This is a genomic window from Pseudomonadota bacterium, assembly GCA_016195085.1.
Lineage (GTDB): Bacteria > Pseudomonadota > Alphaproteobacteria > SHVZ01 > SHVZ01 > JACQAG01.
On sequence record JACQAG010000024.1, the window covers coordinates 46,392 to 62,141 of the forward strand.

11 protein-coding genes are annotated in these 15,750 nt (G+C 64.8%); 9 read left to right on the forward strand and 2 right to left on the reverse strand.

Going from position 1 to position 15,750, the window contains the following annotated elements:
• Window positions 1-9: 9 nt before the first annotated feature.
• A complete protein-coding gene (locus HY058_07485) occupies window positions 10-2,394 on the forward strand; it encodes a FecR domain-containing protein (GenBank protein MBI3497129.1) in 2,385 nt (794 codons plus the stop codon).
• Between the two features lie 9 nt (window positions 2,395-2,403).
• Here HY058_07485 and HY058_07490 read toward each other — a convergent pair whose 3' ends face one another.
• Complete coding sequence (locus HY058_07490) at window positions 2,404-4,629, reverse strand: adenylate/guanylate cyclase domain-containing protein (protein MBI3497130.1); 2,226 nt, start codon at window positions 4,627-4,629, stop codon at window positions 2,404-2,406.
• 246 nt (window positions 4,630-4,875) lie between these two features.
• Between HY058_07490 and HY058_07495 the strand changes: the two genes are divergently transcribed.
• From HY058_07495 to HY058_07515, 5 genes are all read left to right on the forward strand, one after another.
• Window positions 4,876-6,375, forward strand: coding sequence for a M81 family metallopeptidase (locus HY058_07495; protein ID MBI3497131.1), 1,500 nt, complete (start codon window positions 4,876-4,878; stop codon window positions 6,373-6,375).
• Between the two features lie 504 nt (window positions 6,376-6,879).
• Window positions 6,880-7,470 carry a hypothetical protein gene (locus tag HY058_07500; protein MBI3497132.1) on the forward strand — a complete coding sequence of 197 codons (591 nt, stop codon included), beginning with the start codon at window positions 6,880-6,882 and terminating at the stop codon, window positions 7,468-7,470.
• Between the two features lie 16 nt (window positions 7,471-7,486).
• Window positions 7,487-8,134: a hypothetical protein gene (locus tag HY058_07505; GenBank protein ID MBI3497133.1), complete on the forward strand. Its 648-nt coding sequence runs from the start codon at window positions 7,487-7,489 to the stop codon at window positions 8,132-8,134.
• Window positions 8,135-8,443: 309 nt separating this feature from the next.
• Window positions 8,444-10,138, forward strand: coding sequence for an amidohydrolase family protein (locus tag HY058_07510; GenBank protein MBI3497134.1), 1,695 nt, complete (start codon window positions 8,444-8,446; stop codon window positions 10,136-10,138).
• Between the two features lie 12 nt (window positions 10,139-10,150).
• A complete protein-coding gene (locus tag HY058_07515; GenBank protein ID MBI3497135.1) occupies window positions 10,151-10,708 on the forward strand; it encodes a cupin domain-containing protein in 558 nt (185 codons plus the stop codon).
• A gap of 18 nt (window positions 10,709-10,726) precedes the next feature.
• Here the strand turns inward: HY058_07515 and HY058_07520 are convergent, their stop codons facing one another.
• Window positions 10,727-12,226, reverse strand: coding sequence for an amidase (locus tag HY058_07520; GenBank protein ID MBI3497136.1), 1,500 nt, complete (start codon window positions 12,224-12,226; stop codon window positions 10,727-10,729).
• Window positions 12,227-12,435: 209 nt separating this feature from the next.
• On the opposite strand from HY058_07520, the gene HY058_07525 reads away from it, so the two are divergent.
• From HY058_07525 to HY058_07535, 3 genes are all read left to right on the forward strand, one after another.
• Window positions 12,436-13,941: an amidase gene (locus HY058_07525; GenBank protein ID MBI3497137.1), complete on the forward strand. Its 1,506-nt coding sequence runs from the start codon at window positions 12,436-12,438 to the stop codon at window positions 13,939-13,941.
• Between the two features lie 182 nt (window positions 13,942-14,123).
• Window positions 14,124-14,780, forward strand: coding sequence for a type IV toxin-antitoxin system AbiEi family antitoxin domain-containing protein (locus HY058_07530; protein ID MBI3497138.1), 657 nt, complete (start codon window positions 14,124-14,126; stop codon window positions 14,778-14,780).
• Window positions 14,773-15,648, forward strand: a complete 876-nt coding sequence (locus tag HY058_07535) for a nucleotidyl transferase AbiEii/AbiGii toxin family protein (GenBank protein ID MBI3497139.1) — start codon at window positions 14,773-14,775, stop codon at window positions 15,646-15,648. Before HY058_07530 ends, HY058_07535 begins: the two co-directional genes overlap by 8 nt.
• The last annotated feature ends 102 nt before the right edge of the window (window positions 15,649-15,750 follow it).

The window sequence follows — 15,750 nt, forward strand, 5'->3', positions numbered from 1 at the left end:
GCTCGTGACATGAACACTCACTCCCGTTCCGCCGCGCTCATACTGTCGCTCTCCGTCAGCATGCTCGCGCTGACTGCAACCGCCGTCGACGCGCAGCCTGCGAACAAGGCCGGCGTCGCCGCCGCGGTCAACGCCAGGACCGATGGGACGCCGTCCACGAGCGCCACCCGAAGGCTCGAGATCGGCAACGACGTCTTCCAGCAGGAGCGCATCGCAACCGACGCTCAGGGACAGGCGCAGATGCTGTTCCTCGACGGCTCGGCCTTCACCGTCGGGCCGAACGCCGAGGTGGTTCTGGATGAGTTCGTCTACGACCCAAGCACCGAGGTGGGCAAGCTCGCGGTCTCCGCCAGCAAGGGGCTGATGCGGTTCGTCGGCGGCAAGCTCAGCAAGAAGGATGCGGTCGCCATCAAGACGCCGACGGCGACGCTCGGCATCCGCGGCGGCATCGCGCTCGTCGAGGTGGACGGCCAGACCGGCGCAACCGAAGCCACGCTCCTGTTCGGCGACGAGCTGACGGTGAGGGCGATCAACGGCGAAATCCAGCGGATCACGCGGCCGGGCTTCTCGACCACGGTCGCCAGCCGGGATTCGGCGCCAACGTCGCCCCGGCGGGCGGAGCACGATCGGCTCGGCCGGTCGCTGAACCAGCTGAACGGCAGGCCCGGCGCCGGCGGCGGAGCTAGAGAGGTTCCAACCGAGGCCCACGTCGCCGGCTCGCTGGTCGGCGGGGTCAATTCGAGGCCGGTGGCAGAGGCAATGGCACGCGGAGGGCCAGGCCCGAGCGGCCCCGGCCCCGGCCCCGGCGCCCCGCCGCCGCCCCCGCCGCCGCCGCACGACCCGGTCGCTGCCGCCAGCCAGACCGGCAACAAGGCCACCGCGGCGAAGAACAACGTCGTCATCGGTGCCTACGCGGTCGCTCCGGACCCGTCGCTGAACTCGGCCATCCCGTCGGTGCGCGGTGCGGTCGGCGGTAACCTTCCCGGCGCCGTGGTCTCGCATCAGTTCCTCGTCACCGGCACGGGGAGCGACGGAATCCAGACCCGCGGCGTCCAGGCGAGCATCGTGATCAACGGCCAGGGTGCCGGGCAGCGCTCGCTGGTCGTGGTCACCACCAGCGAGGTGCTCACGCGCGACAACGGCAGGAACAATTTCCTCGCAGGCACCGAGCGCGGCTCGGCGCGCACCGGCGCTACCGACGGATCGATCCTGATCGGCGCCCTCACCACGACGAAGAACGATTCGACCTTCTCCGGCAACAAGCTGCCCGACACCTACGTGTCGGGTACGAGCGATCCCGCGGGCGTCAGGAGCACTGCGGTCGATGTCGGCCTCGTGCCGGCGACCAAGACCGAGTACTCCTTCGTGCAGAACGCGTTCCGGGTCGCGCCGCCGGCCGGGGTCGGCGTATCGCGAACCGGCCAGGTCATGGGCGGCTACGCGACCGGCATGGTCGACACGCGACTGCCGAATGGCACGCGCGCGGACCCGACGATCCTGACCTCCGGCCAGTTCTCGAGCACGGGCGCGCAGACCCAGGCCGGCCCCGACGCCGTGCAGATCGCGACCAATCCCGGCAATCACCGGATCGCCGCCAACTTCAACCTTTCCGACGGTACCACCGACATCGACGGCAGGGCGCGCACCCGAGCGCCCAACAATTACGGCTTGAAGTTCGGATCCCTCGATGGCCCGAACAACGCCCGCAGCGCCTTCATCGACGACAATGCCTTCGCTGCCGGGGAGACGCTCGTTTCCGGCACCAACCAGGTCGCCTCGACCGTCAACGGCAATCAGGTCATCAGCGATCCCAACCTGGCCATAAGCCAGCTCTACCTCGTCTCCAGTGCGCTCGCCTCCACAGCCAGCGTATTGCCGGCGGGCGTGCAGTTCTGCCAATGCGAGTTCGTGAAATGGGGCTTTTGGGGCGGCCAGCTCGCCACCGGAGATGCTTCGGCCTTGCGCCTCGATCGCATCCATCTCGGCACCTGGGTCGCCGGCCCGATGGCCAGGGCCTCGGACATGCCGCAGACCGGCATCGCGACCTTTGTGGGCCATGCCATCGGCACGGTGGTGAACGGCAGCGCCCAGTACATCGCCGGCGGCGGCTTTTCCAATGTCTGGGACTTCGGGCGCAAGCAGGGCGCGCTCACCATCAGCAACTTCGACGGGCTCACCATGAGCGGGGCTCTCAGCAGCGCCAATGGCCGCGACTATGGTGGCACGCTGGCGGTCACTGGGCAGAGCGGCCTCGGCGGCAGCGCTCAAGGCTCGTTCTTCATGGGCAGGGGCGATCCGGCGCGCGAGACCGGCGGCCAGTTCGTGGTCAAGGCCAGCGGAACCGGCGGGTCGCGCTACGGGGCGACCGGAATCTTCGTTGGCCGCAAGCCCTAGCTCGCGGCCTCACTTGCTCTTGGCGACGTAGACCCCATCCCAGCCGGGCACGGGCGGATTTGAGCGGAATTCGCCGATGCGCTCGGCGAACATCTGGTAGAGCGCTTCGAGATCGGGCCTGAGCCCGCGGCACTCGGCGAGCGCCCGTTCCGCCGCCTCCCAGTCCTGCGCGCGGTAAGCCTTGATCATCGCCGCATGGTGCACGCCGAAGGCTTGGAACGACGGCTCCGTCACCAGGTCCGTCGGCCCCATCAGCGCATAGATGCGGACCGCCTCCTTCTTGCCTTTGACCGCGATCAGGTCGAGCTCGATCGCGGCAAAGTCCGGGGCCTTCGCGCGCGTCTCCTCACCGATGACGATGGTCATGCCATAGGTCTTTGACTGGCCTTCGAGACGCGAGGCGAGATTGACCGCATCGCCCAGGACCGAATAGTCGAAGCGCTGCTCGGAGCCCATGTTGCCGACGACGACCTCGCCGGAATTGAGCCCGATGCCGACCGCGAGCGGCCGATGCGGCCGGCCGGAAGCGGCGGCCTCATCCGCCAGGCGCTCGTTCAAGCGGGTGAGCTCGTCCAGCATGGAGAGCGCCGCCTCGCAGGCATGGCGCCCGTGCTCGCGATCCTCGATGGGCGCGTTCCAGAACGCCATGACGCAGTCGCCCATGTACTTGTCGATGGTGCCGCGGCGGGCGAGGATCGCGTTCGTCATCGGCGTCAGGAAGCGGTTGATGAGCTGGGTCAATCCTTGCGGGTTGGCCTTGAACCCCTCGGAGATGCTGGTGAAGCCGCGCACGTCGCAAAAGAGGAAGGTCATGTCGCGGGTTTCGCCGCCGAGCTTGAGCTTGCCCGGATCCCGGGCCAGCTCGTCGACCAATGCCGGCGACAGATACTGGGCGAAGGCGCCGCGCACCTGCCGCTTCTCCGCCTCGGTGCGCATATAGGTCAACAGCGAGCCGGCGAGATAAACCGCAAGGCTCGCCACCGACGGCACGACCGGGTCGACGAGAACGTGCTCGACCTCGTATCCATACCAGGAGCCGGCGAAGGCTGCCGCAATGGCGGCCACCCCGACGCTGGCGGCGACCAGCGCACCCACCCGCGCGATGACGATGATGAGGGCCGTACCCAGGACCAGAAGGAAGCTGATCTCGGCGCCATCCGCCCAATCCGGGCGTTCGAGATATTGTCCCAGCAGGATCTGCTCGAGGGCCTGCGCATGCGCCTGGACGCCCGGCAGCGCCGGATCGAGCGGCGTCGTCCTAAGATCGAACAGGCCGGCGGCGCTGGTGCCGACCACCATGATGTTGCCGCCGATCTCGTCTTCGGCGACTTCGCCCGACAGCACGCGCCAAGCCGAAATCGCCTCGCCCTCGACCCGTCGGCGGAAATGCAGCCAAACCTGGCCCCGGCTATCGGTGGGGACCACCTGTGGGCCGATCTTGACCGTGTTGATGCCGGTGTTGGCGCCGAAACTCAATGCTTGATTGGCGCCCGAGGCCTTGACGATGAAGGTGCGGGCACCCAGCCCGACGCGGAGGACTTCGGCCACCAGCGAGGGATAGAGCTGGGAGCCCAGGCGCAGCACCAGGGGCACGCGCCGGGTCATGCCATCAGGGTCTTGCACCAGGTTGAGGCTGCCATTGCCGGCCGCAGCCTTCTCGATCGGCTCGAGATCGACCACCGCGCCGACATAGCTCGGAATGAAGGGGTTGGGATCGTCGCCGGCGACCGCGAAGCTGCCCTTGAGCTGAGGTGGGCGACGGCCGGGAGTTGCGGTCAAGGTGAAACCGGTCACCACCCGCGCTTGGCCGATGGCTTCGGCCAGGAGGCGGTCATGGTCGGGCAAGCCGGAAATCGCCTCCTTGAGCCGCACCAGCTCGGGCGCATCCGCCCAAAGCCGGACGACTTCCGTGGGCGAGGTCCGGTCCGGCTCGGGAAACATCATGTCGAGGGCGACGACGGCGGCTCCAGCCTCGGCGAGATTGCCGATGAGCTTGGCCATGACCGTTCGCGGCCACGGCCATTGGCCGATGCGCGCCAGGCTTTCCTCGTCGATATCGACGACGCGGACCGGCGCCGCCTCAGGCTCCCGGGGGGCGAAGACCTGGTAGGCATCGAAGACTCTGAGCCGAAAGCCGCCCAGCAGCTCCCCCGGATCGATGACGCGCCAGGACAGCGCCAGGGCCAGCATGGCGATGGGGATGGAGTAGTCGACAAGCCGCCGGAAGAACCGCATGGGGAGTGGCGTTCGCCTTCTTCGGTGCCGATGCGCAGGAGCGTGGCAAGACCTTAGTCTCGGGCAAGCTCGCCGTCATCCCGCGAGCTGCTAGGATTCAGCCGCCAGGGTGGACCGTTATGCTGGGGGGCGCTAAGCTTTTTCCCATCAGAAAGCCGGATTCAGGCTCGCCCTGGCTCTCCCGCCTCCTCTCCTCGCCCCGCTGATGGATCCCGGCCGGAGCGCCCACCAACCGCCAGAGGCTCCATGCACACCATCCTGATTGCCGAATGCGCCCAGGAGATCTCCTCCTTCAATCCGGTGCCCAGCGAATACACGAACTTCACCGTCGTTCGCGGCGATGAGATCATTCAGCGCCATCGCGACCAGAATACCTCGATCGCGGGGGCGCTCGGCGTGTTCAAGGAGCGCGCCGACGACATCCGCGTGGTGCCGACCTATGCCGCAACCGCCTACAGCGCCGGCATGCTGTCGAAGAAGGGCTTCGCTAAGCTCTCGGACGAGCTCCTGGCGGCGATCCGGGCCAAGGCCAAGGGTGCCGCTGCGCTCTACTTCTCCCTGCACGGCGCCATGGGTGCGGATGGCGAGCTCGATCCCGAGGGCAACCTCCTGGAGCGCGCCCGCGAGATCCTGGGCCCGCGCATTCCCATCGTGATCTCCCTCGACCTCCACGGCATCCTGACCGAGCGGATGCTTCGCCATATCGATGGTGTGGTCATCTACCACACCTATCCCCATGTGGACTTCGCCGACACCGGCCAGCGGGCGGCCCGGCTGCTGCTGCGCATTCTCGATCGCGCGATCAAGCCGGTCATTTCCCGCGTGGTCGTGCCCTGCCTGGTGCGCGGCGACGAGCTCATCACCGAGACCGGCGTCTATGGCGGCGTCATCCGCCAGGCGCAGAAGCTGGAGCAAAGCGGCAAGGCGGCCGCCGCCGCCTTCATGATCGGCAACCCCTTCACCGACGTGCCGGAGCTGTGCAGCCAGGCCGTGGTGGTGACCGACGGGGATGTTGCCGGCGCCGAAGCCGCCGCCACCGATCTTGCCTGGAGCTTCTGGGCCGACCGGCCGCTGATGCAGACGCGCCTGGTGGCGATTCAGGATGCGATCGCCAAGGCCAAGACCATGACCGGCCCCGTCATCTTCACCGATGCCGCCGATGCGACCAGCTCGGGGGCGACCGGCGACAGCAACGCCATCCTGGTGGCGCTGGTCAAAGCCGGCTATGCCGGCAAGGTGCTGCTGCCGATCGTCGATCCGCCGGCCGTGAAGGCCGCCTTCGCCGCCGGCGTGGGGGCCACGCTCAAGGTCAAGCTCGGCGGCGCCTTGGACAAGCGCTTCAAGCCGGTCGAGCTCGAGGTGACCGTCGATCTTCTCTCCCGCGGCCGCTGCGTCTTGGAGCGCAGCGGCTTGCCGATGGACGCCGGCCCGACGGCCGTGCTCCTCCACAAGAACTTCACCATCGTGGCGATCACGCGCGGGGCCTATCTATTCGACCGTGCGGTGTTCTATGCCGCCGGACAGGACCCGAAGCGCTTCGATCTGACGGTGGTGAAGTCCCCCCATTGCGAGCACCACATGTTCGACGATTGGGCGGAACGCAACTTCAATATCGACGCGCCGGGCGCCACCAGCGCCAACTTGCACAGCCTCGGGCATAGGATCTGCCGGCGGCCGATCTATCCGCTCGATCCCGAGGCGACCTTCAAGCCGAAGCCGCAGACCTTCCAGCGCGGACGGAATTGAGCGCGCGGAGGTTCGTCCTGCTTGCGGTTTTCTGCTTCGATCCGCCCCTCACCCTAACCCTCTCCCCAAGGGAGAGGGGGTAAAAAGGAAAGCGGCTCCTATTCCCTTGTATGGGGGGCTTTGCACAAGAAGTCGTAAAACATCGGCCATTTTTGTGCAGCCGAATCTTTTTTTGCAGCCGACACTAGGATGAACAGTCCGCCGGAGGGGGGCCGACGCACTGGCAGAGATGATCACAACGGAGACCGCTGTTTCCACCTTGCAAGCTCGCCTTTGAGTGACGACTATTGCCAAATGGTAGGGTTCCTCAGGCTAGTCACATTCCTTCTCGGCCTCTCGACATACTTCTATGCCCTACCTCGGGGCTGGGCAGCGGATGAGCTATGCCTTGATGGATTCTGTATCGGCCAACCTCTCACTGCGGATCGGTTTGCCGAAATCGACTGGTTGGTTCCTAAGGAGGTGAAGAAGGAAAATTGCACCGGGATAGGATGCCAGCCAGCAGTGGCCTTTCGTGGCTACCCGGAGAAGCTTCAATCAGAACTGGCCGAAGCCCTTAGCTGGAGTTACGACGTCGTCGCGAAATATAACGTCGTTTCTCGGAACAACCTGCCGATCCTTCGCCAGTATCGATATGAGTGTAATCCGTCAGCGCGAACCGGTCGCGGCGAGCGTCGCTTCATTGGAATTCACCGAAGCACACCTAGCCGATATCTCACCGTAATTGGCTTAAGGCTAATTGGCAGTGAGCTTCGAGTTTATCGGATCGTGCGAGAGTACCCGATTACGAATCAGAATGAACTCCTCTTGCTTGCACGCGAACTCCACAAGACCTACGGCGAAGCGATCCTGTATGTCGACTATCTCAGTTCGAACGCCTATTCTGATGTGATCCGACACGACAAAAGTGGCTGGTTCGGCCGGAGCAAGCTTTTCAATCCCAACGATCTGGCCGACAACGCTGCCGAACTCGTTCTGATTGATCCGAAGACGCGCGACCTGCTCGGACCGTCGAAAATGCCGGAAAGTGGCGAGGTCAGAGACCTGCCCGTCGCGCCACATCCCCAATGCAATCGAGTCTTGCCGCTCCAATAAAGGCGAGTTTGCTGGGATGACCGACGCACCACAGCGACGCTTCACCAAAGCCGACGTGCTCGTCATCTTTCAACGGCAAGACCACGCTTATCAGCTTGCTCTTCTTGCTAGCCAACTTCTCCGGTCCCAGAACAACTCGCAGGGTACGGTCTCCGCGACGGCACGGGGAAGCCAGACAGGTTTTGGCAGTCATTGGATTTCTGGAGCAGAACTGGCAGCGAAGCTCGATAGCGAGGAGCGTGATGGGCTGTGGAGTGAGTTCACGCTCGTGCAGCTTCACGCGCTTATCCAGTTCCCATTGGAGGTGTTGGAGGACTATTGCGAGGATGCCAAGCAGCTTGCTGCTCTAGCGGCGACTGACTGGTATCGGTTCGCCAAACACATTCGAAACGCAGTCGCCCACAATCGACGTTTTCATTTTGGACGGAACAATGAGGGCAGATTCAAGCACCTTCCGGCATCCTGGGAAGGGCAAGAGATCACCGAGGACATGCAAGGCAAGCCGCTCACGTTTGAGCATCTCTGGCATCAGAACGGATACCGCCTCTTCGTCGCGATGCGTGCCTTCTTAGAGTCGCTACCCGAGCCCCCCCTCGATAGCCGCTGCCTTCCTCACTCAGAGCAGAAGCATGCTGAAGCATCGCTCTCCGGCGACCGTATATGAGCCCTGTTGGCCGCTGCATCTATTGCGGAGCAACCGACAAACTTTCACGCGAGCACATCCACCTCGTCGGTGGATCAGGAGAAGAAACAAGTCCTAAGGACGGCCTTCTTCACACAATTTACGCCTACGAACCCGGGCTACATAGCGACGTATCCTCAAGGATCTGACTGTATTTACGGGTTGGTCTCTAGATCGACGGATTCAGCCTCAGGGCTTTTTTGTGCAGACGCCATTATTTGTGCAAGGCCCCCATGGGGAGAGGGTTAGGGTGAGGGGCGGCGCCAAACGGCAGAGCACGCTCAAGGTGTCATGCACGACCTCGTCATCAAGAATGCGGTGATCGTCGACGGGCTCGGATCGAAGCCGCTTCAGGGCGCGCTCGCGGTGGACAATGGCCGGATCGTCGCCGTCGCGGATGCAGAGCGCACGGGCGCGCTCGGTGGAGCCCGCGAGATCGTCGATGCCGAGGGCCTCATGCTGGCGCCGGGCATCATCGACGGCCACACCCACTATGATGCGCAGCTCACCTGGGATCCCTGGGCCGATCCCTCGCCGGCGCTCGGCGTCACCACCGTGGTCATCGGCAATTGCGGATTTACCATAGCGCCTTGCCGGGAACGGGACCGCGACTTGACCATGCGCAACTTGACGCATGTAGAGGGCATGTCGCTGGAGGCGCTGCGCACCGGCATCGCCTGGGAGTTCGAGAGCTTCTCCGATTATCTCGCCATGCTGGAGAAGAACGGCGTCGGCCCGAACGTGGCCGCCTTCGTCGGCCATTCCTCGATCCGCACCTATGTGCTGGGTGGGGACGCCGCCAGGCGGCGCGCGACCGATGCCGAGATCGCCGAGATGCGGCACCTGGTGCGGGACGCCATGGACGCCGGCGCGATCGGCTTCGCCACCTCCACGAACGAGCCGCACAACTGCGAGAACGGCATCCCCATGCCTTCGCGGCTCGCCGACGATCGGGAGATGCGGGCGCTGGTCACGGCCATGGGCGAGAGCGGCCGCGGCGTGTTCATGCTGACCAAGGGCACCGTCACCCCGGTTCCCTATCTCGAGTCCCTTGCTGCCGACAGCGGCCGGCCGGTGCTGATCGCCGCCATGCTGCACAACCAGACCAACCCGACCCGGGTGTTCGAGGGCTTGGCTGAGATGCAGGCGGCGCGCGGGCGCGGGCACCGTCTCTATCCGCAGGTGTCGTGCTGCCCGCTCACCATGGATTTCACCCTCCGGAGCGCCTACGTGTTCGAGGGCCTCGCGGCCTGGAAGCCGGCGATGCAAGCCCATGGCGAGGCCTTGAAAGAGGTCTATGCCGACCCACAATTCCGCGCCGCGGTGAAGGACGACCTCTTGCAGCACCGCGGCATGCGCCTCTTCAACAGCGAATGGGACAAGCTCGACGTGGTCGAAGCGATGCGGCCCGCCAACCGCTGGGCCGAAGGCGGCTCGGTGGCAAGCCATGCGGCAACGGCCGGCACGCATCCGCTCGATTGGATGCTCGATTTCGCGCTTTCCGAGAATCTCGAGACGCAGTTCACCGCCGTGCTCTTGAACACCGACGAGGAAGCGGTCGGCCGTCTCTTGACCCACCCCGACAGCCATATCGCCCTTTCCGACGCCGGCGCGCATCTCACCTTCTTCTGCGATGCCGGCTTCGGGCTGCACCTCCTTGGCCATTGGAGCCGGGAGCTGGGCTTGATGCCGGTCGAAGAGGCGGTGCGGCGGCTGACGAGCCAGCCCGCCGCGTTATTCGGCATGCAGGACCGCGGCAGGCTTGCACCGGGAGCAGCCGCCGACCTCATCCTCTTCGATCCGGCCACCGTCGGCCGCAGCGAGAAGCGCCGCGTCAGCGATCTGCCGGCCGGCGCAACGCGCCTGGTGACGGAAGCGGCAGGTCTCCACGGCGTATGGATCAACGGCGAGCGCGTCGCCGATGCGAACGGTCTCTCGGCGCCGGACCGTCGGCCAGGCAAGGTGTTGCGCGAATTCGCCGCTTAAAGGGAGAGCACGATGGCCCAGCTGGAAGTCACCTATTGGTCGCGTGAAGCGATGCTGAAGCGCGTGGCGCGGTTCGATAGGCTCAAGGGTTCCGATGGCGGCCTTCCCGACAGCCGCTATCCCGAAAGCATCCGCACCCTCTACAACGTCATCGGCTTTCAGCCTCCCGAGGGCGAAGGCGAGGTGCACTCGCCGGTCGGCGCGGAAGCGGCACGGATGGCAGCCATACCCATCAGGGAAGGCTTCAATCTCGGCTTCTGCCGGTGCAAGTCGGGCAAGGGGCCGCTGATGCACAACCACGACACCAACGAGACGTTCATCGCGCTCACCGGCGTCTGGCGCGCGTCGTGGGAATCCGCCCCGGGCAAGGTCGAGTGGATCGACCTCAAGCCCTATGACGTCGTCTCGTTCCCGCCCGGCGTTCCGCGCCGCTTCGAGAACGTGACCCCGGGCGACCCGGAGCTGGACCAGCTGCTCTTGTTCGTGATCGGCGGCGACAGCCCGATGGCCGAGTTCACCCCCGCTGCCCTCGAGCTCCTGGCCAAGGCCGGCTTATACGCCCCCGCGTAAAGGGAGCGAGATGGAAGCTCATCCCGCCTTCGTCACATGCACCGGCGGGGTCCGGTTGAACCATTCCGGCTTCGCCCGCTCGAGCTGTGCGGCCAATCTTAAGAGCAGATCCTCGCGGCCGAAATTGCCGTAGAGCTGCGCGCCCACCGGCAGCCCGTCGCGATCGAAGCCGGCTGGGACCGAGACGCCGGGCATGCCGGTCTCGTTGCCCGGCATGGTGTAGCGGCAGGCATCGGCCAGCCGCGCGATCCAGCCCTCCAAGGGCTCGTCGCGCAGCAACGAATAAGGTCCATTGGCTTGAGGCACCCGGATCGCAAGGGTCGGCGTCAACAGCACGTCGTAGCGATCCATGAGCTTGCCGAAGGCGCGGGTCACGGTGTTGTTGTGCGCCATCGCCTTGTAGAGATCGAGGGTCGTGTAGCGCTTGGCCGCCTCGTAGTGGCGCCAGGTCATCGGATTGAGATAGTCGCCGAGGCTGTTGGCGCCGATGGCGCGGCTGTCGCCGATCCAGCCATAGGGAGCCCGGGCGGAGATCCATTGGGTGATGTAGCCCCACCACATCGCCTGCCAGTCGCAGATGGTCTTGTCGTCGATCTCCTCGACAGGATGGCCGAGGGACTCCAGAACCTTGGCGACCGCGCGTACCCGGGAGACAACTTGCGCATCGGTCGCCCCGCCGCGACCCCAGGGGCCGGTGCTGAGTCCGATCTTGAGCTTGCCGGGCTTGCGCTTGATCGCTTCCAGATAGGAACCCTCGGGCGGTGCCATCGGGATGTAGGAGCCGCCATTGGGCGCACGCCAGAGATAGTCCATGACCGCCGCAGTATCGCGCACGCTCCGCGTCACCACGGTCTCGCTCACATGCCGGGTGGTGTAGTCGCTCTGCGCCAGCTGGCGCGGCACCCGGCCGCGGCTCGCCTTCAAGCCCACCAGCCCGCAGAAGGATGCCGGTATGCGGGTCGAGCCGCCGCCGTCGGAGGCCATGCTGATCGGCGTAACACCCGCGGCGACGAACGCCGCCGAGCCGCCGGAAGAGCCGCCGGGGGTGCGCTCGAGATTCCAGGGATTTCGAGTGACGTTGAGGCGGCCGAGATAGTCGGTCGCGGTGTCGAAGGTCATGCCGAACTCGGGCGTGGTCGAGCGGCCGATCGGCACCAACCCGGCAGCCAGGTAGTTCTCGACCAAGGGATCGGTCGCCTTGACGACGAAGTCCTTCAAGAGCTTGGTGCCGGATTCCTGCCGTCTGCCCTTGAGCCCCGAGCCGATGTCCTTCAAGAACATCGGCACGCCGTAGAGCGCGCCCTTCCTGTTCGGACCGTCCTTGTCCGGGCTCTCCAGCACGTCGGCGAACACTTCGAGCACGCCGGCCAGCTTCGGATTCAACAGCGCGACGCCCGCCGCCGCCTGGCGGGCGAGCTCCGCCGGCGTCACCTTCTTCTTGCGCACGAGATCGGCCAGCCCCACGGCATCGTGCTTCGCCCATTCCTCCCAGCTCATGGCCATCGCACTCTTCGCCATCTCCCGTCCTCCCTCGTCCCCGAACGGCCGCCGATCACGATAGCACCCTAGGGAAGGTGACCGGCGCCTCTCGCAGTGCTTGTATCGGAAGCAGCTTTTTCCCCCGGCGCGGCTTGTGGTGTTTGCCGGCGCTCTTCGCATAGGATCCCACTGACAATGCCGCGCTGCCAAGCATAGGTGCGGGCGGAAGAACCGGGGAGGAGGGAGCCATGGCGGCATCGAACAATGGTCCGGCGATGAGCTGGGCGGAGTGGATGCGATACGACGCCGTCGGCCTGGCCGATCTCGTCCGCAAGAAGAAGGTGATGCCCCGAGAGCTGACCCGCCAGTCGGCGGATGCCGTCGGCCTGGTCAATCAGAAGCTTGCCGCCGTGCTGGAGGTTTTCGACGACATCCGGGAGAAGCCGGCCGTCTCCGGCGCCGACAAGAAGGGAGCGCTCTTCGGCGTCCCGCTCTTCCTCAAGGACCTCGGCTCCGGCTTCAAGGGGCGTCGGCAGGAATCGGGAGCCAAGCTGTACAAGGGCAACATCGCCAAGGCGACCGACCCCACGGTCGAGAACTTTCTCGCCGCCGGCCTCGTCCCGCTCGGCCGCTCGACCACGCCGGAATTCGGTATGACCTTCGATACCGCGACCGACTATCTCGGCCGCCTCAACGTGACCCGCAACCCGTGGAACCTGGCGCGCACTCCTGGCGGATCTTCCGGTGGCTCGGCGGCGCTGGTTGCCGCCGGCGTGACGCCGGTCAGCATGTCCTCCGATGGCGGAGGCTCTACCCGCATTCCCGCTTCCTTCTGCGGGCTCGTGGGCCTCAAGGCCTCGCGCGGCCGCGTACCGCGCCCGCTGGCCCAGAGCGAATACATGACCAGGATCAGCGTCGACGGTGTGGTGACCCGCACCGTCAGGGACACGGCGGCGGTCTATGACTATCTGACTCGCGTTCCCAATGGCGGCAGCTTCATCAAGATGCAGCCCTTCGACGGCTCCTACGCGAAGATCATCAGGAAGAACCCGAGCAAGCTCAAGATCGCGCTCTCGGTCGGCCGCTGGGGACGCGACGGCAAGCCCGACGCGCAAGTGGTTCAGCGGGTCAAAGAGACCGCCAGGCTGCTGCAACGCCAGGGGCATGCGGTCGAGGAAATCGACGACACGACGATTTGCGATTGGCAGGCGCTATGGTGGGGCTATTTGGTGCAATGGATCGGCTCGCGCGCGCAGTTCCGGACCACCGCCAAGGACCGCGGCGTGCCGTTGGCAGAACTCCGCGACCACCTCTCGCCGATGACCTATCGGCACTACCTCGCCGCCGATCGCTACGACAAATTCGACATCTGGAAGATGATGAGCTGCAACAACACGGCAACTCGGGGATTCGGCAAGCTCATGGAGGGCTACGATGCCGTGCTTACACCGACGCTCGCCATTCGCGTGCCGGACGCAAACGGTCTCTATTCGCTATTGCGAGACGAGGACATCGACACCTGGGTCGGCCGCCTCTTCGACGCCTGCCGCTACACCATGCCGGTGAACGAGACCGGCCTCCCGGCGATCTCCGTCCCCGCCGGCCTCGATGGCGACGGCCTGCCGATCGGCGCGATGCTGACCGGAAACTTCGCGCGCGAGGATCTGCTGCTGCAGCTCGCCGCCCAGCTCGAACGCGCCAAGCCGGAATGGTTCAATCAAAACCCGCCGCTCAACGTGACGATGGCGGGTTGAGCGGAGAGGATCGGGCGCAGGCAGCGAGCCTCGGCCGCTAAGGCACAGACCCGCGAAGGCCGATTAGATAGAAATCCTTTGGTACTCTCCCGATACCAAGAGGAGTTGTATCATCAAGACAGATGATATGATTCCTCCTGCGTAACCTTGTATTAGTCGATGATTCATATCATATTATGGCCATGACAACGGGCATGGAACGCCAACAAGATCGCGCCATTGCGCTGCTATCCCAGCAGGGTATGGCACGCCTGTCGGAACTGACAGATGCCGGGATCACTGCCGCCACCGTCTCTCGCATGGAGCGGAAGGGCAAGGTCATCCGCCTTGCGCGCGGCCTCTATCAGCTTCCCGAAGCACCGCTTGATGCGAACCACTCGCTCGCCGAAGCGGCCAAGCTGGTGCCGAAAGGGATCATCTGCCTCCAATCGGCGCTGGCTTTTCATGACCTGACCAACCGCATCCCGCCCTCCATCTGGATGGCAATCGGCGTCAAGGATTGGCGGCCGCGGATCACCTCCCCGCCAATACAGATCATGCGGTTCGGGCCGAAGGTTTTTGAATCAGGCATCGAAACGCATGTCATTGAGGGCGTCCCCGTTCGCATATATGGGGCAGCCAAGACTGTGGTCGACGCGTTTCGCCATTGCCATATGGCAGGACGGCTCTATAGCAAGAGCCTTGGCTACAATCTCGCTCCGGCAATCGAAGGTCTGAGAAACGCGCTGCGTCAGCGCAAGGCGACGCCGGCCGAGATTGCACGGTTCGCGGTGGAGGATGGACCCAAGACTTGGGAGCTCGTCAGACTTTCCCTCGAGGCCTTCACGGTTGATGCCTAAGCCCGTTCGCAACATCGGGGCTTCGGTTCGGGCGCGTCTGCTGAATCTGGCGAAGCAACAAAATCGGCCGTTTCAGCTGCTGCTCACGCGGTTCGTGCTGGAGCGCCTCCTCTATCGCCTCAGCCTCACGATGCATCGGGACTATTTCGTGCTGAAGGGCGCCATGCTCATCACAACATGGTTTGCCAATCCGCATCGCCCGACACGGGACATCGACTTCCTCGGATTTCGCGATCCCGATCCGGAAACGATGCTGAGTGCCTTCCGCGAGATATTTGCTGTCAAGGTCGAGGATGGCGTCGAATTCGATGTCGCGGCCCTACGGATCGATCAAACCCGCGAGGAGTTGGAATATGGCGGCCTCCGAGTCAGAACGATCGCGACGGTCGGTGGGGCGCGCGTGACCGTTCTTATCGACATCGGATTCGGCGACGCCGTTGAACCGGGACTCGAGGAGGTCGTAATTCCGGTTTTGCTAGACTTCCCGGCTCCGCGCCTGCGAGCCTATGCGCGCGAGACCGTCATCGCCGAGAAGTTTCAGGCCATGGTAAAGTTCGGTCGCGCAAACAGCCGGATGAAGGATTACTACGATATCTGGGTTCTAAGCCGCACCCACGAGTTCGCCGGCGATCGCCTCGCCCGAGCAATCGCAGCGACCTTCGCCCGCCGGCGGACCGAAATTCCGGCTGAACCGCCTGACGCGCTGACTGAAGCCTTTGCGTCAGACTCGGTCAAGCTCCAGCAATGGGCTGAGTTCGCGAGTAATATCGCCCTGCAGCCTAGTTCCTTCGCCAAGGTGATTGACGATTTGGTCTCGTTCCTCATGCCGCGCGCGGCCGAAGCACGGGTGATCAAACCCCTCGAATGAGGTACTTCGAGCGAGCGATAGACGTGCCTTCCGGAAACTTCGCGCGCGAGGATCTGCTGCTGCAGCTCGCCGCCCAGCTCGAACGCGCCAAGCCGGAATGGT

Bases quoted from the DNA above. Each gene is read 5' to 3' on its own strand.
- HY058_07485 (MBI3497129.1), top strand. From the start codon at position 10: ATGAACACTCACTCCCGTTCCGCCGCGCTCATACTGTCGCTCTCCGTC.
- HY058_07490 (MBI3497130.1), bottom strand. From the start codon at position 4,629: ATGCGGTTCTTCCGGCGGCTTGTCGACTACTCCATCCCCATCGCCATG.
- HY058_07495 (MBI3497131.1), top strand. From the start codon at position 4,876: ATGCACACCATCCTGATTGCCGAATGCGCCCAGGAGATCTCCTCCTTC.
- HY058_07505 (MBI3497133.1), top strand. From the start codon at position 7,487: ATGACCGACGCACCACAGCGACGCTTCACCAAAGCCGACGTGCTCGTC.
- HY058_07510 (MBI3497134.1), top strand. From the start codon at position 8,444: ATGCACGACCTCGTCATCAAGAATGCGGTGATCGTCGACGGGCTCGGA.
- HY058_07515 (MBI3497135.1), top strand. From the start codon at position 10,151: ATGGCCCAGCTGGAAGTCACCTATTGGTCGCGTGAAGCGATGCTGAAG.
- HY058_07520 (MBI3497136.1), bottom strand. From the start codon at position 12,226: ATGGCGAAGAGTGCGATGGCCATGAGCTGGGAGGAATGGGCGAAGCAC.
- HY058_07525 (MBI3497137.1), top strand. From the start codon at position 12,436: ATGGCGGCATCGAACAATGGTCCGGCGATGAGCTGGGCGGAGTGGATG.
- HY058_07530 (MBI3497138.1), top strand. From the start codon at position 14,124: ATGACAACGGGCATGGAACGCCAACAAGATCGCGCCATTGCGCTGCTA.
- HY058_07535 (MBI3497139.1), top strand. From the start codon at position 14,773: ATGCCTAAGCCCGTTCGCAACATCGGGGCTTCGGTTCGGGCGCGTCTG.